Genomic DNA, 19,954 nt, shown 5'->3' with positions numbered 1-19,954 from the left:
GTGTGACGAAGCGAACACGCCGGTCCCGCCGTCGTGCGTTAAACGCCGGTGGGCCGGCTCGAAAGCCGGCCCACCGGGGGAACTGCGTCAGGGTAGCTGACGGTTACCACTTGCCCTTGCGGTTGAAGTCGCGCTGGCCGCCCTCGTTGCCGTGGCGGGGCTTGCGGGAGCCGTCACCGTGGCCGCCGAAGCGGGAGTCGCTGGCCTGGCCGCGGTTGGCACCGCTGTCAGCGCTGAAGGAACGCTCGCTGTAGGAGCGGCCGCCGCGGTCAGCGGAGGATCGCTCGCCGTCGTTCTTGCGGAATTCCTTCTTGAAGCCGCCGTTGCCCTTGAAGTTGCCTCCCCGGTCACCGCCGCGGTTGCCCTGGTAGGAGCCGCGGTCGCCGGCAGGCTTGCGGCCGTTGTCCAGCTCGAGGTGGATCAGCTCGCCGCCGATCCGGGTGCGGGACAGCGCACGCAGCTGCTCGGGGCTCAGGTCCGCCGGGAGTTCCACCAGGGAGTGGTCCGAGCGGATGTCGATGCCGCCGATCTGTGCCGAGGAGATGCCGCCCTCGTTGGCAATGGCGCCCACGATGGAACCGGGCATGACGCGCTGGCGGCGTCCCACGGCGATCCGGTAGGTGGCATTTCCCTCGGTGAGCGTGCGGGTCGGTCCGCGGGAACCGAAGCCGTCCTTGGAGCGCTCGCGCTTCTGGAACTCCGGCGCTGCGGGCAGTTCCTTCACCAGCAGCGGCTGTCCGCCCTGGGCCATTACGGCAAGGGCTGCAGCGATCTCCGACGCCGGAACATTGTGCTCTTCCTCGTAGGAAGCGATGAGGTCGCGGAAGGGCGCCACGTCCTCCGAGGCGAGGGTCTCCGTGATGCGCTCTGCGAACTTGCCCAGGCGGAGGGTGTTCACGGTCTCCGCGGTGGGCAGGTGCATCTGCTCCACGGGCTGGCGGGTGGCCTTCTCGATGGAACGCAGCAGGTACTTCTCCCGCGGCGTCATGAACAGGATGGCATCGCCGGAACGGCCTGCACGGCCGGTGCGGCCGATGCGGTGCACGTAGGACTCGGTGTCGTGCGGGATGTCGTAGTTGATGACGTGGCTGATGCGCTCCACGTCAAGGCCACGGGCGGCGACGTCGGTGGCCACGAGGATGTCGATGCGGCCTTCCTTCAGGGCGTCAACGGTGCGCTCGCGCTGCTGCTGCGGGATGTCACCGTTGATCGCGGCGGCCTGGAAACCGCGGGACTTCAGCTTGTCAGCCAGGTCCTCGGTAGCCATCTTGGTGCGCACGAAGGCGATGACGCCGTCGAACTCTTCGACCTCGAGGATGCGGGTCATGGCATCAAGCTTGTGCGGGCCCATGACCTGCAGGTACCGCTGGCGGGTGTTGGCGCCGGTGGTGGTCTTGGACTTGACGGAGATCTCGGCCGGGTTGTTCAGGTACTGCTTGGACATGCGGCGGATCTGGCTCGGCATGGTGGCGGAGAACAGTGCCACCTGGCGGTCCGACGGGGTCTGCTGGAAGATCTGCTCCACGTCTTCGGCGAAGCCCATGCGCAGCATTTCGTCGGCCTCGTCCAGCACCAGGTACTGGAGTTCGGACAGGTCCAGGGAACCCTTGGAGATGTGGTCGATCACGCGGCCGGGGGTACCGACAACAACCTGGGCGCCGCGGCGCAGGCCGGCGAGCTGCGGGCCGTAGGCGGAACCGCCGTAGACGGGGAGGACGGTGAAATCGTCAATGTGCTTGGCGTACGAGGTGAAGGCCTCGGCAACCTGGAGCGCCAGTTCGCGGGTGGGAGCCAGGACCAGTGCCTGGGTCTTCCGGGACGGGCCGTTGAGGTCGTGGAGCTCGGCCAGGCGGGACAGTGCCGGTACTGCGAATGCTGCAGTCTTACCGGTGCCGGTCTGGGCGAGGCCCACGACGTCGCGGCCTTCGAGCAGCAGCGGGATGGTTGCTGCCTGGATGGGGGACGGCTTCTCGTAGCCGACGTCCTGGAGGGCGGCGAGGACGCGGCCGTCGATGCCGAGGTCGGCGAACTTGACGCCTTCTTCTTCGTCTTCCTCAGCCTTGGCAGCGGGAGCATCTTCAGCTTTGGGGGCGGGAGCTTCGTCAGCCTGGGCGGCGGGAGCGGCCGGCGCTTCAGCAGGGGCTTCGGCGGGAACCGTTGCGGCCTCGGCTGCGGGAGCAGCGGGCTCGGTGAATTCGATGCTGGCTGTTGCTGCGTCAGCGGCGGCGTCGTTGTGATTTTCGGGCATAGGGGAATATTCCTCATCCATAGGGGGCCAGGCGGCACTACCCGAGGTGAGCGGAGCCGCAGTACGTGTGACCAAAGGTGCCGGGCAAACGTTGACCGGCCGGTCACAGAAGTCCGGCGCTTTCGCAATCCCGTGGCAGGACTTCCCGCTGCATCTCTTGGCTGCTATCCCAGCAGTCTGTACAGCGTTTTCTTTAGCCGGCTCTCCCTATGAAAATGCCCGCATCGCTTGCGCGGGCCCCAACACTTGCCAGTCCTGCCTCAAAAATTGGGCAGGAATAAGGGATTTCCGGAGTGGGGGATATCTCCAGTGTAGGGCACGCGCCCGCTCCAGCGGAAATTGAGGGCACGACGGCGGCGGTGAGCTTGCGCACACCGCTCCCCTGCCGACCGCTTCAGCCTGCGGCTACCGGCCCAGCTGCCGTTCCAGCGCCTCGAACTTCTGCTCGAACTCCGGCTGCTGCAGGCGGATCTCCCCGTCGGCGTCGGCGTCGCGCAGTGCTTCCATTGCCTCCAGGTCCGGCTCGCTGAACCACTTGCCCACGGTGATGCCGTGCTTCGGGACATACAGCCGGTGGATATGGTCTCCCGCCTGGATGCTCCCGGTCCTGATGACGCGGAGATAGGCTCCCACCCGGCCCTCCTCCGTGAACCTCTTGACGAAGTGGGGCTCCCGCATCCGGCGTTGGAAGGTGGCGCAGGGGGTACGGGGCGAGGTCACCTCCACTTCGACGTCCAGGCCGATCCGCCAGCGCTCACCAATCACGGCGCCGGTGACATCGATCCCGGCCACCCGCAGGTTTTCGCCAAAGCTCCCCGGGGGCAGGTCCCGCCCGAGTTCACGGGACCAGTAGTCCGCATCCTGCTGGGAGTAGGCGTACAGGGCCTGGTCCGGTCCCCCGTGGTGGACGCGGTTCGCCTGGATGTCGCCCTGGAGGCCCAGCCGGTGCACCTTGACCGGGCCCTCGACGGGGCGCTTGTCGATGGCGGTGACGCCCACGTTCGAGGCATCCGGCAGGAGCTGGTGGACGCGGCACACGGCGAGGACGGAGGCGGTTTCCATGGCTCCAGTGTATGGCTCCCCTTCCCAGCTCCCACACCCAACCGGCTCGCATTTAATGGCGCCAAACAGCGGTTTCGCGACGTTTAATGCGAGCTGCTTCGGCCAGCGGGCACCGGCAGGGACTACGCTGATTTAAGGATTGCAATGGGGGTGCAGCGCTGTGCCCAATTCACGTGGACAACGGAGGGGGACACCATGGACCCGAACAAGGACCCGGACCCCGGGCGACCCGGCAGCGACCGGCCTGCGGGCGAGGGCGTCCCGCCGGCCGGAGACGGGCACAGCGGCGCCAAGCCTCCTCCCTGGCAGGTACCCAAGCCGGAGCTCCGCCCCGAACTGCTCAACGAGCCGGTTACCCCCGTGGACCCGTTCGCCCGGGACCGCGAACGGCAGCTCAACGAGGAAGCCTCCCGGAAGAAGCGCTCCCAGCGGCGCACCGTCGTCGTGGGTTTGGGTGTGACGGCGCTGCTCGCCGGCACCATCACCGCCGTGGTGGCCAGCAACCAGGATGATCCCGAGTACGCGCAGGTGTGTTTCAACGACGAAACTGGCGAGCGCGTGGAAGACACGAACTGCAACAGCTCCGCCGGCAGGGGCGGCGGCCTCTATGCCTGGTACTTCTTTTCCCGAGGCGCGTACGTCCCCGCCATCGGCCAGAACCGCTCCACAGCCCCCAGCTACACCAAAACTGTTCCCAGCGGCGCGAAAGCGTCCACGGGGTACAGCACCAAGGGCGGAACGGTCAGCCGCGGCGGCTTCGGCACCAGCGCCAAAAGCGGCACCAGCGGTGGCGGCAGCAAGGTCTCGGGGGGCTGAGCGTGAAGCGGTTGACGTCTGAGCCCCGTCCCGGCTGGAAGCAGAAAATCGAAGAGCAGGGCCTGGTGTTCTCCACCACCACCATGGAGGACGGGCGCCGGATCGAGTACTGGAACGAGTCTGCGTACTACGAATTCACCATGGAGGAGGTGGAAACCCTCGAGGCGACGGCCGAAAACGTGCACAAGATGTGCCTGGAAGCGGCCAAGTTCCTGGCCACCGGCGCCATGGGCCACATCGGCATCGGCCCGCAGGCTCTCGAACTGGCCGCGGAATCCCTCCAGGCCGGGGACGTGGACGTCTACGGCCGGTTCGACTTCATCTATGACGGGCAGGGCGGCCCGGCCAGGATGCTCGAATACAACGCGGACACCCCCACGGGCCTGATCGAAGCGGCGGTGGCGCAGTGGTTCTGGCTGCAGGACGTCTTTCCGGAAAAGGACCAGTGGAACGGCATCCACGAAGCCCTGATCCGGCAGTGGAAGAAGGTGCAGTACCGCACCGGGATGAGCACCCTGCACGTTGCCCACTCGGAGGTCGAGGAGTCCGGCGAGGACTGGATGACGGCGGCCTACATGCGGGACGTGGCCAGCCAGGCGGGCTGGACCACCATCGGCATCAACATGTCCGATATCGGCTGGGACCCCAACCTCAACCGCTTCGTGGACCTGGACAACTTCATGATCAGCACCATCTTCAAGCTCTACCCGTGGGAGCTGATGATGAAGGAACCGTTCGGGCACCGGCTGCTGGAACGCGCCCACAACCCCCGCTGGATCGAGCCGGCCTGGAAGATGCTGCTCTCCAACAAGGCCCTGCTGGCCGCGCTGTGGCACCTCTACCCCGAGCACCCCAACCTGCTGCCCGCGTACCTCAACGAGCCGGGGCCGCTGAAGGAATGGGTGGCCAAGCCCCTGCACGGCCGCGAAGGCGACAACATCAAGATCCATGCGCAGGGCATCAGCCTGGAGCAGCCCGGCGGCTACGGCCGTGAAGGCTGGTGCTACCAGCAGTACCAGGAACTGCCCGACTTCGACGGCAACCATCCCGTCCTCGGCCTGTGGGTGGTGGACGGGGAGTCCGTGGGCTGCGGCATCCGGGAATCGGACGGGCCGGTCACGGATTATTTTTGCCGCTTCGTGCCCAACACCATCGACGCGCCGGCGCCGCTTTCGGCCGGGGCATCCTCCAGCAAGGCAGGTATCGCACTATGAACCCGGTGACAGCATGAGCACGGAGATTACGACGACGGGAGGCCCGGGCGGCGCGCACGGGACCACAGTTCCGGCCAAGGGACTCCGGGCCGGCATCCTGGATCTCGGCGACTCCGTGATGATTGGCCTTGCCTCCACGGCGCCGGTGTACTCACTGGCGGCAACACTAGGCCTGATCGTGGCCGTCAACGGGAACTACACTCCCCTGATCCTGCTGCTGGGCTTCATCCCCGTCCTGTTCATCGCCTATGCGTTCCGCGAGCTGAACAGTGCCATCCCGGACTGCGGAACCACCTTTACGTGGTCACGCCGCACCTTCGGCCCCTGGGCGGGCTGGCTGGGCGGCTGGGGCGTGGCGCTCGCGGGCATTGTGGTCCTGGCAAACCTTGCACAGGTGGCCGGACAGTATCTATGGCTCCTGGTGGGCGACGGTTCCCTGGCAGAGAACAAGGCAGTGGTCACGGCCACGGGCGTGCTGTTCATCGCCGTCATGACCCTGGTCAACTACCGCGGCATCCGGCTGGGCGAGCACGTCCAGCGGGTCCTGACGTATGTGCAGTACATTGCGCTGGGCATCTTCGCCCTGGCCATCGTCGTCGGGATTGTCCGGGGCTCGGCGGGCGGCGAGACCACCATCCAGCCCTTCGATTTCGAGTGGTTCAGCCCGGCAGGTGCGTTCGCGGATCCGGGAGCAGTGGTCCACGGCGTGCTCCTTGCCCTGTTCATCTATTGGGGCTGGGACACCTGCCTTGCAGTGAATGAGGAAACCGAGAACCCCTCCACCACCCCCGGCCGCGGTGCCGTGATTTCCGCGTTCATCCTGGTGGCCATCTATGTGTCCGTCGCGCTGCTGGTGATGATGTACGCCACCGTGGGCACCGAAGGCATCGGTTTGGGCAACGAGGCCAACCAGGACGACGTCTTCCTGGCCATGCGGGACGTGGTGCTGGGCCCGTGGGGCTGGCTGATCGTCGTCGCGGTCCTGGCCTCCGTTCTGTCCTCCACCCAGACCACCATCCTGCCCACCGCCCGCGGCACCCTCTCCATGGGGGTCCACGGCGCACTGCCGGCCAAGTTCGGCGAGGTGCACCCGAAGAACCAGACGCCCGGCTTTTCCACCCAGGTCATGGGGGCGGCGGCCATCGCGTACTACGTGGCCATGAGCTTCCTGAGCGAAAACCTGCTCTCCGACTCCATCAGCGCCATCAGCCTGTTCATCGCGTTCTATTACGCCCTGACCGGTTTTGCCTGCTTCTGGTACTTCCGCAGCACCCTTCGGCAGTCGGGGCGGAATCTGTGGTTCCGGGGCATCCTTCCGCTCGTTGGCGCCCTGCTGCTGACCGCCGCCTTCTTCGTCTCGGCCGTCCAGATGTGGGACCCCGCGTACGGCGACACCCAGATCTTCGGCGTCGGCGGCGCGTTCGTCAGCGGGGTGCTGCTGCTGGCCCTGGGCGTGGTGCTCGCCGTCGTCTGCCGTTTCCTGCCGTCCACCCGCGGCTACTTCACCGGGACCAACGTCCCAGGCCAAACCGCCGCCCCCTCCCCCAAGTAAGTAGCGCTAAGTGTCGTTTTGAGGGGTCAAAACGACACTTAGCGCTACCTAGTTGGGCCAAGGGCGCAGAGGGGTCATGCCGAGAAGCCGCCGTCGGATTTGATGAGCTGGCCGGAGACCCAGCGGCCGGCGGGTGAGAGCAGGAACGCCACAGTGCCGGCGACGTCGGCCGGTGTGCCGAGGCGGCCCGTGGGCTGCCGGGACAGGACAGCCGAGCGGACCGCGTCGTCCATCCAGCCGGTGTCCACCGGCCCCGGGTTCAGCACGTTCGCCGAGATGCCCAGCGGCCCGAGCTCCCGGGCGGCGGCAATCACGATCCTGTCCAGCGCACCCTTCGAGGCGCCGTACGGCAGGTTGAACGCTGTGTGGTCACTGGTCAGCGCAACGATCGCGCCGCCGTCGTCCGTTGCCTGCCGCGCGAAGGCGGCAATCAGCTGCCAGCTGGCACGGGTGTTGACGGCGAAGTGCCGCTCGAACGATTCAAGGCTGGTATCCAGGATCCCTGAATCGACTGACTCTGCGTGGCTCAGCACCATGCCGTGCAGCGGGCCCGCGAGCTGAACGGCGTCAGCCACCAGCTTCTCCGCCGTGGCAGGGTCCTCCAGGTCCGCCGGCAGGGTGTGGACCCGGGCTCCGATGGCTTCCAGTTCGGCTGTCAGGCGGACGACGTCGTCCGGTTCAGTTCCCCACGGCATGCGGGCGTCGTAGTCCTGCCAGTAGGCCAGCACCAGGTCCCAGCCCTCCGCCGCCAGCTGCCGGGCAATACCCGCGCCGATGGAGGCAAGGCGGCCCGCGCCCGTCACGAGGGCTACGTTTCGGACGGGAACTTCGGGTGGGGTCTCCATGGGACCAGCCTAGCGGCGGCGTCCCGGGGCGCTGTCAGGAAGGCGCTCCGGCCGGGGCGGGCTCGCGGGCGACCGCGTGCCTGTGGATAGTGGCGCTGATGACCGCCGCGACGGTGCACATCGCGGCGGCGCCGAACCAGGCGTAGGTGTACTGGCCGGTGGCGTCCCGGATGGCACCGGCGCCCAGGGCGGCGGCGGCCGCGCCGAGCTGGTGTGCGGCGAACACCCATCCGAAGACCACGCTGCCGTCCCCGCCGAACGTTTCCCGGCAGATGGCTGCTGTTGGCGGCACGGTGGCCACCCAGTCAAGCCCGTAGATCACGACGAAAACGATCATGCTCGGCTGGACTTCGGCACTCAGCAACAGGGGCAGCACCAGCAGGCCGATCCCGCGGAACTGGTAGTACACGGCCAGCAGGATGCGGGGGTTGAACCGGTCGGTCAGCCAGCCCGAGGCGATGGTGCCCACAATGTCGAAAATTCCGACGACGGCAAGCAGGCCGGCGGCGGTGGTTTCGGCCATGCCGTGGTCGTGGGCGGAGGGGATGAAGTGGGTGCCGATCAGCCCGTTGGTGGTGGCGCCGCAGATCGCGAAACCGGCCACGAGGGCCCAGAAGGTCCGGACGCGGCTGGCCCGCCGGAGGACTTGGAGGGCACGCACGGCGGCATTGCTGCGAGGGCCGCTGTGCGAGGGAGGCTCCGGTGCGGGGACTCCCCCTGCCAGCGCGGGTTCGCCGTACGGAAGGACCCCGACGTCGGCCGGCGAGTTTTTGAGGAACTTCAGCACCAGCGGGACCACAGCCAGCGCACCGGCGGCGATCAGCAATGATGCCTGGCGCCAGCCCGGATCCTGCGCCAGCAAGGCGATGAACGGGAGGAAGACCAGCTGGCCGGCCGCACTGCCGGCGGTAAGGATGCCGATCACCAGCCCGCGGCTCCTGACGAACCAGGTGTTGGCAATCGTGGCAGCGAACACCAGCGCCATGGATCCGGTGCCAAGCCCGATGAGCAGGCCCCAGGTCAGCAGGATCTGCCAGGACTGGTTCACCAGCACCGTCAGGGCGCTGCCGGTGCCGATCAGCACCAGCGCGGTGGCTGTTACTGCCCGGACGCCGAACCGCTCCATCAGCGCGGCCGCGAACGGTGCCGTCAGCCCGAACAGGACGAGGTTGATGCTCACGGCCGCGGACAACACCGTGGTGGACCAGCCGAACTCCTGCTGCAGCGGAACAATCAGGACACCGGGGGCGGCGCGGAATCCGGCGGCTCCCACCAGCGCAAGGAAGGCGACGGCGGCCACGATCCACGCGGGGTGCAGGCGGCGGCTGTTGGTTTCCCTCATGCGGCGGCCGTGGCGAGCCGGACCGGTTCCGCTGAACGGGCCCTGCTGTGCCAGCTGGTGTTGGCCGCCGTCAGCCGTTCGCCGCATTCGGTGCAGGTGTCCGCCGAGGTGGTGGGTTTCCCGCAGCCGGTGTGGATCACGTAAAGATGCGCCTGGTCTGAGGGCGCCGGCAGGTGCTTTTCTGCCCAGATGGTGACGGCGTTCAAGACCGGGAGGGCGTCCTCACCCTTGGGGGTGAGCACGTACTCCTGGCGTGTGCGGCCGCCGTCGTCGTAGACCTTCCTGGCCAGCAGCCCGGACTCAACCAGGCCCGCCAGGCGCTTGGTGAGCACGGAGTCCGCCACTTCCAGCCGGCTTTTCATGGCGTCGAAGCGGCCGTTCCCGAAGAAGACTTCGCGCAGCACCAGGATGCTCCAGGGGTCGCCCAGGACGTCAAGGCCGCGGGCCATGCTGCAGCTGCGTTGGGACCAGTCGGATCGAAGAGGCATAGGGAAAACCCTAGCTGGCTTTCTTCAAGAAAGCCAGCCACCTTCGTGGTTTACGGGATGGCCGAGAACGCCTGCTCCAGGTCCGCCACCAGGTCCTCGACATCCTCGATTCCGCAGGACAGCCGGAGCAGGTTCACCGGAACGGCGAGCTCGGTGCCCTTGACCGAAGCGTGGGTCATCTCGGAGGGGTAGTTCATGAGCGACTCGATCCCGCCCAGGGATTCCGCGAGGGTGAACACGGACGTGGACTCCGCCACCTTGCGGGCCGCTGCTTCACCGCCCTTGAACTGCACCGAGACCATGCCGCCGAAGCTCCGCATCTGCTTCCTGGCGAGCTCGTGGCCCGGGTGGGACGGCAGGCCCGGGTAGAGGACGGCCTCCACCTCGGGACGTTCCAGCAGCCACTCGGCCACGGCCTGGCCGTTAAGGCTGTGGCGGTCCATCCGCACGCCGAGCGTCTTCAGGCCCCGGGTGGTGAGGAAAGCGTCCATGGGGCCGGAGACGGCGCCCACGGCGAACTGCACAAAGCCGATCTTCTCCGCCAGTTCCGCGTCCTTGACCACCACGGCGCCACCCACGACGTCGGAGTGGCCGCCGATGTACTTGGTGGTGGAGTGGACCACGACGTCGGCACCCAGGGCGAGCGGGGTCTGCAGGTAGGGCGACGCGAAGGTGTTGTCCACCACCAGGAGGGCACCGGCGTCGTGCGCTATCTCTGCGAGCGCCGCGATGTCGGTAATCTTCATCAGCGGATTGGAGGGGGTTTCCACCCAGAGGATCCGGGCTTTGTTCGCAGTAACCGCCCCGCGCACGGTGTCCAGGTTGGCCATGTCCACCGGTGTATTGCCGATTCCCCAGCCGCCCAGGACCCGGCTGATCAGGCGGTAGGTGCCTCCGTAGGCGTCGTTGCCGAGCACGATGTGGTCCCCGGGCCGGGCCAGGGCACGGATCAGCGAGTCCTCCGCTGCCAGCCCGGAACTGAAGCTGTAGGCGTGCGTGCCCCCCTCCAGCGCCGCCAGCTGTTCCTGCAGGGCGTCGCGGGTGGGGTTGCCGCCGCGGCCGTACTCATAGCCCCCGCGCAGCCCGCCAATGCCGTCCTGGGCGTAGGTGGAACTGAAGTGCAGCGGCGGCACCACCGCGCCGGTGCGGGGCTCGAAAGCCTGGCCGGCGTGCACGGCGCGGGTGTTGAAACCTTGGTTTTGCGGGGTGGACATGGTGCTCCTTTACGGGTGGCGCAGGTCAGGTGAAGCAGTTCAGTTGCTGAGGTAGGCCAGGAGGTCGTGCCGGGTGAGGATGCCCACGGGTGCACCCACGAACGTGACCATGACGGTGTCCACGTCCGAGAGCAGTTCCCTCGCCGCGGAGATGGTTTCCAGGGAGCCGATGACGGGCAGCTTGGGGCCCATGTGCTCGGAGATCTTGTCCGTGAGCTTGGCTTCGCCGCGGAACAGCTTGGCCGTGAGGGTGCGCTCATCCACGGCACCCAGCACCTCGCCCATGACCACCGGGGGCTCCTGGGACAGGACCGGGATATGGCTGACGCCGAACTCGTTCATGATGTTGATGACATCGCGGACGGACTCGTTCGGGTGGATGTGGACCAGGTCCGGCAGCTCGCCGTTCTTGGAGCTGATGACTTCACCCACGGAGGTCTCCTCGCCGCCGGACAGGAAGCCGTAGGAGCGCATCCACTGGTCGTTGAAGATCTTGGCGAGGTAGCCGCGGCCGGAGTCGGGAAGGATGACGACGACGACGGCGGACTCGGGCAGGTCCCGGGCCACCTGCAGGGCGGCCACGACGGCCATGCCCGAGGACCCGCCCACCAGCAGGCCCTCCTCGCGGGCCAGCCGCCGGGTCATGGCGAAGGAGTCGGCGTCGCTGACGGCGATCACCTGGTCGGGCACGGACTTGTCGTAGTTCGCGGGCCACATGTCCTCCCCCACGCCCTCCACGAAGTACGGACGCCCGGTGCCGCCGGAGTAGACCGAACCTTCCGGGTCCGCGCCGATGATCCGGACCACGCCGCCGTCGGACTCCGGCCTGTCAGCCGAGACCTCCTTGAGGTAGCGGCCCGTGCCGGTGATGGTGCCGCCGGTGCCGGCGCCGATCACGCAGTGGGTGACCTTGCCGTCCGTATCCCGCCAGATCTCCGGCCCGGTGGTCTGGTAGTGGCTGCCGGGAGCGGCGGGGTTGGAGAACTGGTCCGGCTTGTATGCACCGGGGGTCTCCCGGACGATCCGGTCCGAAACACCGTAGTAGCTCTGCGGGCTGTCCGGCGGGACGGCAGTTGGCGTCACCACAACCTCGGCGCCGTAGGCCTGCAGGACGGCACGCTTGTCCTCGCCCACCTTGTCCGGGACCACAAAGATGCACTTGTAGCCCTTCTGCTGGGCCACGAGGGCCAGGCCTACTCCGGTATTTCCGGAGGTTGGCTCCACGATGGTGCCGCCGGGCTGCAGCTTGCCTTCCCGCTCGGCGTCCTCGATCATCTTCGCCGCGATGCGGTCCTTGATGGAACCGCCAGGGTTCAGGTACTCGAGTTTGACCAGGACAGTGGCCTTGATGCCTTCTGTCACGTGGTTGAGCTTGATGAGCGGGGTATTGCCGATGAGGTCCAGGATGGACTGGGCGTACTTCATGTGTACAAAGCTACCGCTTCCCCCGCATGCATGCCGTTACCCGGCAGCCTCGGCCTGCTGGTCCGGTGGCAGGTTCTCCCAGAGGCCCATGATGTTGTTCTCGGAGTCCTTGAAGTAGGCGAAGTAGCCCATTCCGGGGATCTCGTTCTTGGGCATCACGACCGATCCGCCCAGCCGCTCCACGGTCTTGAGGGTGGCGTCAATGTCCGGAACGTCCACCGTGATGACGGGACTGGTGATTTCACCCTCCCGGGCCATCATGCCGCCGTTGATGGCGCCCGCTTCCGTGGGCTGGCCGGTCGCCTCGTCCATCGGCGTGGTGATGACCATGTTGTAGTCCATTCCCGGGACGGCGTCGATTCGCCAACCGAGGGCCTCCCGGTAGAACTTCCTGGCCCGCTCCTGATCGTCAGCGGGGATCTCGAAATGCACCACTCCACCCATTGCGCTCACCTGGAATCTCGAAGGTAAGGCGCGGATGCCCCGCGCCACACCTGGGATTCTAGACCCGGAATGCCGGCTGGATAAGGGGCCTTTGGCAGGTGCGTCCGGTTGCCAAAGATGGTGGCGACCGCCTGTTGTCGCTGGGCCGTGGGACGATGGCTGTATGACGATTGCAGAGGTTCCCGCCCGGCTGGCAGCCGCGGCGGACGCCTCTGTCCGGTGGTATCCGGGCGGCCCTTACCACCTTGCCCGGACCCTCAGTCCGCTCCTGCGCGGCAACAGCGATCCGTCCTTCAGTGTCCAGGGAAACGTCATCTGGAATGCGTTTACGACGACGGACGGCCCGGCCGCCGTGAGGTTCAGCTCCGCCGGCGGCCCGGGCCTGGAGCACTGCGTGGACGTCCAGGCCTGGGGCACGGGCGCCGCGGCGGCCGTGCGGGCAGTGCCGCGGCTCCTGGGCGGGGATGACGACTGGTCGGCGTTTGACGAGCCCTCCTTCCATGCCACCCTCCCCGGCATGGTCCGTGAGGCGCGGCGGCGAAGCCGCGACGTCCGGCTTCCCGCCAGCGGCCGCATGGTGGACCAGCTCGTCCCGATCATCCTTGAACAGAAAGTGACGGTGATCGAGGCCCGCCGGGCCTACCGCTACCTTCTGCATCGCTACGGCTCCCCCGCTCCCCAGGCCGGCGCGCTGGCTCCGGCCGGCCTGGTGCTGGCTCCCACCGCCGGCCAATGGCTGCAGGTCCCCAGCTGGGAGTGGCATCGGGCGGGCGTGGGGCCGCAACGTTCGGCCACCGTGATGCGGGCGCTGCGTTCCGCCGTCGCAATTGAACGGCTGGCCGCGCTTCCGGCGCTGGAGGCCGCCGAAGAGCTGCAGGCAATCCCGGGGATCGGCGTGTGGACAGCGGCCGAGGTGGTGCAGCGCACCCACGGCTGCCCGGACTCGGTCTCGGTGGGTGACTACCACCTGGCTGCCTACGTGGGCGCGGCGTTGACCGGCAGCCGGACGGACGACGCCGGCATGCTCCGGCTGCTGGAACCATGGCGGGGGCACCGCCAGCGCGTGGTGCGGATGATCCAGGCCAGCGGCTTCCGCAAACCGACGTTCGGCCCCCGGATGACCATCCAGGACCACCGCCGGCACTGACTCATCGGTGCAACGCGGGGTCACATACAGCCCGATAAACCCCAGTCATCGGCCCAAAAGTGACCCCGCGTTATGGCGGGAATAGGCCAGTTTGATTCTGGCTATGAGGTCCTGGAAACCGTTAGCGAGGTCATCTGCGTTCGGCTTGAAATAGGACCAACCCGCGTTGATGAAGAATTCGTCCCGACGGTTGTCGCGCGACTGTTGTTCCCTCGACCGGTGATGGGCGCCGTCGTACTGCACCGCGATCCGGTGCTTTCGATACCCAAGGTCGGCTGCAGGCGACCTTGGGTCGCCGGGGTCGAGACGGAGCTGCAATTCGGGTTCCGGGAGGCGCGCGTCCAAGAGCGCCAGCCGCAGGAACGTTTCCGGGAGGGAATCCGACCCTACCCGCATCTCCTCCAACGCCAGTCGCGCTTTTTCGACACCTTTCATGTTGGGATGCTGCCGTATCAAAAGGCGCAGACCTTCCTTGTAGGCAAACGGCAGGCTGCGGAACTCCAACTCCGGCCGGGGAGTGCGGATCAGTTGGTCCCCCATGGCCACGAGATACCGCAAGGGAAGCTTATGGGCCAGGTCAAGCCACGTTCGAGCGGGACCGCTGACCCTGATCCCGTCAATCTCAATGACTTCACCGGGAATTACATGCACGCGGTGACCGATGACCCCGGCCCGACGGACCCTTGGTAATCCGTGAGGCTTGCTGAGGTGGATGAGCGGCTCCTGGCCAAGCCATGGAGGGAGACCCAAATCGAAGAAGATACCGGCAGTCTCGTGCGACACCCAAGCGTCCGGCGTAGCAGCACAGAGAACGCGTGCCCGCTCGACCATGGAAGGCTCGCGGCCGGCGTGCACCCGGATTAGGCGTCCTGCGCCCATCAGGTCCTTGGCCCGCAAACGGTTCGGCGCAACACCAAGGGCCCGCGCCTGATAGACCGTGAATGGCAGTTTTGAGAGCTCCTCGGGGAGTGGCTTCGCAGTAACCATGCCACCCAGTGTGCGCGTTCGGGCAGAACAGCGTCTCACGTTATCCACAGGGCGCCCTTCCCTGGGCAACGCGGGGTCACTCCCTGCCAGACAAACCCGGATTATCGGGCGGAAAGTGACCCCGCGTTGCCGTAGGTTGCAGTGGAGGGCGAGTCAGAGACCCAGCCGGGCCACTGCTTCCTCGCGCATCTCCACTTTGCGGACTTTCCCGGAGACCGTCATGGGGAAGCTGGCCCGGATGTCCACGTAGCGCGGGATCTTGTAGTGGGCCAAACGGCCGCGGCAGAAGTCGGCGAGGGCAGAAGCATCCAGTGGTTCCGCCCCCGGTTCCAGGATGATGCAGGCCATCAGTTCCTCGCCGTACTGCGCATCCGGGACACCGATGACCTGCACGTCCCGGATGGACGGGTGGGTGTAGAGGAACTCTTCGATTTCCCGGGGATAGATGTTCTCTCCGCCCCTGATCACCATGTCCTTGATCCGGCCCTCGATCACCATGTAGCCGTCCCCGTCCATGCGGGCGAGGTCGCCGGTGTGCATCCATCCCTCGGCGTCGATGGCCTCGGCCGTCTTGTCCGGCTGGTTCCAGTACCCTTCCATCACCGCGTAGCCCCGGGTGCACAACTCGCCGATTTGCCCGCGTTCCAGGACATCTCCGGAGCCCGGGTCCACGATCTTGCTCTCCAGCTGCGGCATGGTCCGTCCCACGGTTTCGGTGCGGTGCTGCAGGGTATCGCCCTGCCGGGTCATGGTGGACACCGGGGATGTCTCCGTCATCCCGTAGCAGATGGCAACATCATGCATGTTCATCTCCGAGATCACCCGGTTCATCACCTCGATGGGGCACAGGGAGCCGGCCATAACGCCGGTGCGCAAGGTTGAGAGGTCGTAGGACGCAAAGTCGGGCAGCGCGAGTTCGGCGATGAACATGGTGGGCACGCCGTACAGCGACGTGCCGCCGAAATCCTGGACAGCTTCCAGGGCGGCAGCCGCGCTGAAACCGCGGCCGGGGATGATGGTGGCCGCACCGTGACTCAGCGCGTTCAGGTTGCCGATCACCATGCCGAAGCAATGGTAGAAGGGCACGGGTATCACTACCCTGTCGTGTTCGGTGTAGCCGAGCAGCTCGCCAATGGAAAACCCGTTGTTCAGGATGTTGTGGTGCGTCAGGGTGGCTCCTTTGGGGAATCCCGTGGTCCCGGACGTGTATTGCAGGTTGATGGGATCGTGCGGGCCGAGTTCAGCCATGCGGGCCTTCAGGCCGGAATGTCCGACGTCGTCCGCCCGCCGAAGCAGCTCGGCGTAGGTCAGTTCCGCGTCACTGAGGGGGACGCCGGCGTCGAGCCCTTCCCCGCCAGGCCCTTCCCCGCCAGGCGAGGGAAGGAAGACCAGCTGGCGCAGGTCGGGGCACCCTGCGAGCGCCCGGCGGGCCATCCCCACGTAGTCGCTGTTCCGGTCCGACGGCGCCGTGACCAGCATCCGCATGCCGTTCTGCTTCACCACGAATTCCAGCTCGTGGCTGCGGTAGGCAGGGTTGACGTTCACCAGGATGGCGCCGGCCTTGGCCGCGGCGTACTGCAGCAGCGTCCACTCGGCGCAGTTCGGGCTCCAGATCCCCACCCGGTCCCCTTTGGCGACGCCCATGGCGAGGAGCGCACGCGCCAGCCTGTCGACGTCGTCATTCATTTTTGTGTAGCTCCAGCGGCGCGCATCCGCCCCGGGAACAGGCGCTGCCTCAATCAGCGCGTCGTGGAAGGGGAACCGCTCCACCACCCGCTCAAAGTTCGTGCCGATGGTCTCTTCGAGCAGCGGGACGTCAGTGTCCCCGGCTGTGTAAGCGCGCATGGTGGCACGCTACCAAGTGGCCCCCGGCAATAAAAGCACCGCGGAACCACAACACCCGGGTGTCCGGCGCAACAGAGGCAAAGCCCTCCCCTGCTGCCGGTATTGTGAAATCCATGAGTTCACCCATTGACCTGCAGGCAACGTTCATCCCCAACGACGGCGAGTTCCACCGTGTAAAGCTGGCGCTCGAAATAGCCATCGACGAGGTGGTGAACGAACCGGGCTGCATCCGTTACGAGCTGACCGAAGCCACCGAAGAGAAGCTGGTCCTGACCGAGCAGTGGGCGTCGGAGGAGGATCTGGCCAAGCATTCCAAGGGCATCGCGGTGCAGGACCTCAACGAATCGCTGAGCGCGCTGCTGGCGGAACCGGTCAAGGTGGAACGGATCTAGCCTGTCCGAATCAGCTGCTTTAAAACGAATGCGGGACCTCCCAGTGGGAGGTCCCGCATTCGAAGTTAAGGGGGGATCAGGCGTCCGGGATCTGGGTTCCGTCCTGGGGGCCGGCCTGCCTGCCGGCCGTTGCAGCGGCTTCTTCCCGCTGGCGTGCCACATGGGCATGGACTTCCTCCATGTCCAGCGCCTTCACGGCATCCACCACCTGTTCGAGCTGCTGGGCGTTCAGCGCACCGGGCTGCGAGAACACCAGCACCTTTTCGCGGAAGGCCATCAGCGTGGGGATGGACGAGATGCCTGCCTCGGCGGCCAGCTGCTGCTCCGCCTCCGTGTCCACCTTGGTGAAGAGGACATCCGGGTGCTTCTCTGAGACCGCTGAGTACGTGGGCCCAAACTGCTTGCAGGGGCCGCACCATTCCGCCCAGAAATCCACCAGGACAATATCGTTGCCTTCGATGGTGGATGCGAACTGTTCACCTGTGATGTCAAGGGTAGCCATGTGTCAACGGTACGCGTGATGCCCGGACCTGTCCTGTTCAGGGAGCCCTTGTTCGCTCCGCGCGTGATCGGGAATAACCGGGCGCCCTCCATGTACACGGCCGCCCGCGGAGCCTAGTCTGGGGGTCACCAGCCGCTGTGTTCGCGTCCAGGAGGGCTCATGGCCACCGCTGTTTCCGCCCGGTCCCTGACCAAGAGGTTCGGCCGCAGGGAAGTGCTGCACGGCATTGATTTCGAGGTGGAGACCGGAACGGTGTTCGGCGTGATCGGACCCAACGGCGCCGGCAAGACCACCACCATGCGCTGCCTGCTGGACATCATCCGGCCCAGCGGGGGCGAGATCCGCGTCCTCGGCATTGATCCGCGGCTGGGCGGACCCGGGCTTCGCCGCCGCATCGGCTACCTGCCCGGAGAGTTGTTCCTCGAAGGCCGGGTGACGGGCCGCAAGCTGCTGGCGCACTACCAGGCCATCAGCGGGCCCGTTCCGCCGGGGCGCATTGACTGGCTCGCCGAGCGGCTGGGGCTGGACCTCGACCGCCACACGCGCCAGCTGTCGAAGGGCAACAAACAGAAGCTCGGGCTGGTCCAGGCGTTTATGCACCAGCCGGAACTGCTGGTCCTCGATGAACCCACGAGCGGCCTGGATCCGCTGGTCCAGCAGGAGTTCCACGCGATGGTGCGGGAGGCGAAACACCGCGGACAGACCATCTTCCTCAGCTCCCACGTCCTGAGCGAGGTGCAGCAGACGGCGGACACGGTGGCCATCCTCCGCGATGGCCGGATCATCACCGTCGAGTCGGTCGAAGGGCTGCGCGAAGGGGCCGTGCGCCACGTCCGCTTCACCACGCACGGCATCCCGGCGTCCGACGCCGTGGCGCTGCTGTCGGGGGTGCCCGGCATCGGACAGGTGGAGGTGCTTGAGGCGGACGGCAGCGTGACGCTGTCCGCTGTACTGGAGGGCGCCATCCAGCCGCTGGTCAGGATGCTGGGTTCCCTTGAGCTGACGGACCTGGTGCTCGATGAGCCTGACCTGGAGGAAGCCGTGCTCAAGATGTACTCAGGCCAGCCGGAGGACGCGCGGTGACAACACTTCCCTTGTTCCGCCGCGCCTTCCTCGACACGTGGCGCTCCACCCTGGGCTGGGCGGCCGGACTGGCCGCAGCCTGTTTCCTCTACCTCCCGCTGTACCCGTCCCTCGGCGGCAGCGCGGAAATGCAGGACATGGTCAACGCTCTCCCCCCGGAGATGACAAAGGCGCTGAACTATGACCAGATCGCCACTGGACCCGGCTACGCACAGGCCACCCTGTACGGACTCCTTGGCTTCATGCTGATGACCATAGCCTCTGTCGCCTGGGGCGCCGCGGCCGTGGGCGGGGACGAGGAATCGGGTCAGCTGGAACTGACCCTGGCCCACGGTGTGACCCGCGGCCAGGTGGTACTGGAGCGGGCGCTGGCACTGTTCCTGCGCGTGGTCCTGCTTGCTGCCCTGGTCTGTGCGCTCGTCTGGCTGCTGAACGGGCCCGCGCAGCTGGATATCAAGCTGGACAATCTGCTGGGTGCCACCGTCCTGTTTGCCGGGCTGGCGCTCCTCAGCGGAACGGCTGCCCTGTGCGTCGGCACTGTCACGGGCCGGCGGACCTATGGACTGGCCGCGGGCGCCACCGTGGCCGTGCTCGGTTACGTGTTCAACGCCGTGGGGCGCCAGAGCAAGGAGGTGGAGTGGCTGCTGGAGCTGAGCCCCTACCACTGGGCGTACGGCAATTCGCCGGTGGCCAACGGGGCGGACTGGGCGGCGGCAGCGTGGCTGTGGGGCATTTCGGCGGCACTCGTTGCGGTGGCCGCCGTCGCACTGGAACGGCGGGACGTGGGCGCTTAGGCGCTACGCTTCCCAGTCATGCGGCGCCGGCGTCCTGCTGCCAGGCAGCGCACTGGACGCCCGCCACTCGTGGATCCAGTCGGGGAGGACCAGGTGCGCAGGCGGCTCGCCGAACTCGCGCAGGATCTCCTCCTGGCTGACCGGCCGGCCCTTGGCCACCAGCCGGGTGGCGATGTACGCGCGGGCGTAGACCTCGCCGTCGGCCACCATGCGCTGCTCGAAGAAGATCGCCTTGGCATCCAGCCCGATGATCCGGGTCTCGATGGTGTAGTGCTGCCACAGCTGGAGGGACTTCCGGAAGGCGATGGTCTCCGCGGCCACCACGGGGCCCCATCCGCGCCGGCGCATCCGCTTCCAGACTCCGCTGCGCACCATGAGGTCGAACCGGCCCAGGTCCATGAGGGACAGGTACATGCCGTTGTTGACGTGCAGGGCGATATCGATGTCCGTGGGCAGCACCCGCAGCGGGAGCGCGGCACTGTCCCAGACCGTCACCGGCGGGCGGCGCGAGGATCGGAAGAGCATCAGGAGGGTTCTCAGGAGCAGGTGCATCC

The 19,954-nt window shown here is 66.9% G+C and carries 19 protein-coding genes; 7 read left to right on the top strand and 12 right to left on the bottom strand.

What is annotated here, in order from left to right:
* Positions 1–103 precede the first annotated feature (103 nt).
* Positions 104–2,248 (bottom strand): DEAD/DEAH box helicase, encoded by a 2,145-nt coding sequence (locus PV768_RS05235; RefSeq protein WP_157241571.1) that lies wholly within the window; start codon positions 2,246–2,248, stop codon positions 104–106.
* A gap of 405 nt (positions 2,249–2,653) precedes the next feature.
* Positions 2,654–3,310 (bottom strand): MOSC domain-containing protein, encoded by a 657-nt coding sequence (locus PV768_RS05230; RefSeq protein WP_157241570.1) that lies wholly within the window; start codon positions 3,308–3,310, stop codon positions 2,654–2,656.
* Between the two features lie 195 nt (positions 3,311–3,505).
* Here PV768_RS05230 and PV768_RS05225 point away from each other — a divergent pair, with 195 nt between their 5' ends.
* From PV768_RS05225 to PV768_RS05215, 3 genes are read left to right on the top strand one after another with little or no spacing between them, the layout of a single operon-like run.
* Positions 3,506–4,126 (top strand): Tat pathway signal protein, encoded by a 621-nt coding sequence (locus tag PV768_RS05225; protein ID WP_421092452.1) that lies wholly within the window; start codon positions 3,506–3,508, stop codon positions 4,124–4,126.
* 2 nt (positions 4,127–4,128) lie between these two features.
* On the top strand, positions 4,129–5,340 hold the full coding sequence (locus tag PV768_RS05220) for a glutathionylspermidine synthase family protein (protein ID WP_421092451.1): 1,212 nt from the start codon (positions 4,129–4,131) through the stop codon (positions 5,338–5,340).
* A 13-nt stretch (positions 5,341–5,353) separates the two neighbouring features.
* Complete coding sequence (locus PV768_RS05215) at positions 5,354–6,892, top strand: APC family permease (RefSeq protein WP_421092450.1); 1,539 nt, start codon at positions 5,354–5,356, stop codon at positions 6,890–6,892.
* A 74-nt stretch (positions 6,893–6,966) separates the two neighbouring features.
* Here PV768_RS05215 and PV768_RS05210 read toward each other — a convergent pair whose 3' ends face one another.
* The 6 genes from PV768_RS05210 to PV768_RS05185 are packed head-to-tail and all read right to left on the bottom strand — an operon-like array spanning position 6,967 to position 12,650.
* A complete protein-coding gene (locus PV768_RS05210; RefSeq protein ID WP_421092449.1) occupies positions 6,967–7,737 on the bottom strand; it encodes an SDR family oxidoreductase in 771 nt (256 codons plus the stop codon).
* A gap of 34 nt (positions 7,738–7,771) precedes the next feature.
* Entirely contained in the window at positions 7,772–9,079 is a 1,308-nt protein-coding gene (locus tag PV768_RS05205; protein WP_421092448.1) for an MFS transporter, read from the bottom strand.
* Complete coding sequence (locus tag PV768_RS05200; RefSeq protein WP_421092447.1) at positions 9,076–9,567, bottom strand: winged helix-turn-helix transcriptional regulator; 492 nt, start codon at positions 9,565–9,567, stop codon at positions 9,076–9,078. Before PV768_RS05200 ends, PV768_RS05205 begins: the two co-directional genes overlap by 4 nt.
* A 50-nt stretch (positions 9,568–9,617) precedes the next feature.
* Positions 9,618–10,781 carry a cystathionine gamma-synthase gene (locus PV768_RS05195; protein WP_157241565.1) on the bottom strand — a complete coding sequence of 388 codons (1,164 nt, stop codon included), beginning with the start codon at positions 10,779–10,781 and terminating at the stop codon, positions 9,618–9,620.
* A 39-nt stretch (positions 10,782–10,820) separates the two neighbouring features.
* A complete protein-coding gene (locus PV768_RS05190) occupies positions 10,821–12,206 on the bottom strand; it encodes a cystathionine beta-synthase (RefSeq protein ID WP_421092446.1) in 1,386 nt (461 codons plus the stop codon).
* A gap of 36 nt (positions 12,207–12,242) precedes the next feature.
* Entirely contained in the window at positions 12,243–12,650 is a 408-nt protein-coding gene (locus PV768_RS05185; protein WP_157243009.1) for a VOC family protein, read from the bottom strand.
* Between the two features lie 163 nt (positions 12,651–12,813).
* Between PV768_RS05185 and PV768_RS05180 the strand changes: the two genes are divergently transcribed.
* Entirely contained in the window at positions 12,814–13,797 is a 984-nt protein-coding gene (locus PV768_RS05180; RefSeq protein ID WP_421092445.1) for a DNA-3-methyladenine glycosylase family protein, read from the top strand.
* A 45-nt stretch (positions 13,798–13,842) separates the two neighbouring features.
* Here the strand turns inward: PV768_RS05180 and PV768_RS05175 are convergent, their stop codons facing one another.
* Positions 13,843–14,784 (bottom strand): hypothetical protein, encoded by a 942-nt coding sequence (locus tag PV768_RS05175; RefSeq protein WP_421092444.1) that lies wholly within the window; start codon positions 14,782–14,784, stop codon positions 13,843–13,845.
* 153 nt (positions 14,785–14,937) lie between these two features.
* Positions 14,938–16,629 carry an AMP-binding protein gene (locus PV768_RS05170; protein WP_421092443.1) on the bottom strand — a complete coding sequence of 564 codons (1,692 nt, stop codon included), beginning with the start codon at positions 16,627–16,629 and terminating at the stop codon, positions 14,938–14,940.
* 113 nt (positions 16,630–16,742) lie between these two features.
* Between PV768_RS05170 and PV768_RS05165 the strand changes: the two genes are divergently transcribed.
* Positions 16,743–17,021, top strand: coding sequence for a putative quinol monooxygenase (locus PV768_RS05165; RefSeq protein WP_104999812.1), 279 nt, complete (start codon positions 16,743–16,745; stop codon positions 17,019–17,021).
* 76 nt (positions 17,022–17,097) lie between these two features.
* Here the strand turns inward: PV768_RS05165 and PV768_RS05160 are convergent, their stop codons facing one another.
* Positions 17,098–17,523, bottom strand: coding sequence for a thioredoxin family protein (locus PV768_RS05160; RefSeq protein ID WP_157241560.1), 426 nt, complete (start codon positions 17,521–17,523; stop codon positions 17,098–17,100).
* Between the two features lie 159 nt (positions 17,524–17,682).
* Here PV768_RS05160 and PV768_RS05155 point away from each other — a divergent pair, with 159 nt between their 5' ends.
* Both PV768_RS05155 and PV768_RS05150 read left to right on the top strand, forming a co-directional pair.
* Positions 17,683–18,606 carry an ABC transporter ATP-binding protein gene (locus PV768_RS05155; RefSeq protein ID WP_157241559.1) on the top strand — a complete coding sequence of 308 codons (924 nt, stop codon included), beginning with the start codon at positions 17,683–17,685 and terminating at the stop codon, positions 18,604–18,606.
* A complete protein-coding gene (locus tag PV768_RS05150) occupies positions 18,603–19,400 on the top strand; it encodes an ABC transporter permease subunit (RefSeq protein WP_321214128.1) in 798 nt (265 codons plus the stop codon). The genes PV768_RS05155 and PV768_RS05150 overlap by 4 nt, the downstream gene beginning before the upstream one ends.
* A gap of 3 nt (positions 19,401–19,403) precedes the next feature.
* Here PV768_RS05150 and PV768_RS05145 read toward each other — a convergent pair whose 3' ends face one another.
* Positions 19,404–19,952 (bottom strand): acyl-CoA thioesterase, encoded by a 549-nt coding sequence (locus PV768_RS05145; RefSeq protein WP_421092442.1) that lies wholly within the window; start codon positions 19,950–19,952, stop codon positions 19,404–19,406.
* Between the last annotated feature and the right edge of the window lie 2 nt (positions 19,953–19,954).

Origin of the sequence: Pseudarthrobacter sp. CC4 (assembly GCF_048957775.1) — a bacterium.
Taxonomy (GTDB): Bacteria; Actinomycetota; Actinomycetes; order Actinomycetales; family Micrococcaceae; genus Arthrobacter.
This window is presented reverse-complemented; position numbering and strand designations above follow the sequence as displayed.

What these genes read in the sequence shown, in the direction of transcription:
- PV768_RS05235 (WP_157241571.1), bottom strand. Translation starts at nt 2,248, where the DNA reads ATGCCCGAAAATCACAACGACGCCGCCGCTGACGCAGCAACAGCCAGC.
- PV768_RS05230 (WP_157241570.1), bottom strand. Translation starts at nt 3,310, where the DNA reads ATGGAAACCGCCTCCGTCCTCGCCGTGTGCCGCGTCCACCAGCTCCTG.
- PV768_RS05225 (WP_421092452.1), top strand. Translation starts at nt 3,506, where the DNA reads ATGGACCCGAACAAGGACCCGGACCCCGGGCGACCCGGCAGCGACCGG.
- PV768_RS05215 (WP_421092450.1), top strand. Translation starts at nt 5,354, where the DNA reads ATGAGCACGGAGATTACGACGACGGGAGGCCCGGGCGGCGCGCACGGG.
- PV768_RS05210 (WP_421092449.1), bottom strand. Translation starts at nt 7,737, where the DNA reads ATGGAGACCCCACCCGAAGTTCCCGTCCGAAACGTAGCCCTCGTGACG.
- PV768_RS05205 (WP_421092448.1), bottom strand. Translation starts at nt 9,079, where the DNA reads ATGAGGGAAACCAACAGCCGCCGCCTGCACCCCGCGTGGATCGTGGCC.
- PV768_RS05200 (WP_421092447.1), bottom strand. Translation starts at nt 9,567, where the DNA reads ATGCCTCTTCGATCCGACTGGTCCCAACGCAGCTGCAGCATGGCCCGC.
- PV768_RS05195 (WP_157241565.1), bottom strand. Translation starts at nt 10,781, where the DNA reads ATGTCCACCCCGCAAAACCAAGGTTTCAACACCCGCGCCGTGCACGCC.
- PV768_RS05190 (WP_421092446.1), bottom strand. Translation starts at nt 12,206, where the DNA reads ATGAAGTACGCCCAGTCCATCCTGGACCTCATCGGCAATACCCCGCTC.
- PV768_RS05185 (WP_157243009.1), bottom strand. Translation starts at nt 12,650, where the DNA reads ATGGGTGGAGTGGTGCATTTCGAGATCCCCGCTGACGATCAGGAGCGG.
- PV768_RS05180 (WP_421092445.1), top strand. Translation starts at nt 12,814, where the DNA reads ATGACGATTGCAGAGGTTCCCGCCCGGCTGGCAGCCGCGGCGGACGCC.
- PV768_RS05175 (WP_421092444.1), bottom strand. Translation starts at nt 14,784, where the DNA reads ATGGTTACTGCGAAGCCACTCCCCGAGGAGCTCTCAAAACTGCCATTC.
- PV768_RS05170 (WP_421092443.1), bottom strand. Translation starts at nt 16,629, where the DNA reads ATGCGCGCTTACACAGCCGGGGACACTGACGTCCCGCTGCTCGAAGAG.
- PV768_RS05165 (WP_104999812.1), top strand. Translation starts at nt 16,743, where the DNA reads ATGAGTTCACCCATTGACCTGCAGGCAACGTTCATCCCCAACGACGGC.
- PV768_RS05160 (WP_157241560.1), bottom strand. Translation starts at nt 17,523, where the DNA reads ATGGCTACCCTTGACATCACAGGTGAACAGTTCGCATCCACCATCGAA.
- PV768_RS05155 (WP_157241559.1), top strand. Translation starts at nt 17,683, where the DNA reads ATGGCCACCGCTGTTTCCGCCCGGTCCCTGACCAAGAGGTTCGGCCGC.
- PV768_RS05145 (WP_421092442.1), bottom strand. Translation starts at nt 19,952, where the DNA reads ATGCACCTGCTCCTGAGAACCCTCCTGATGCTCTTCCGATCCTCGCGC.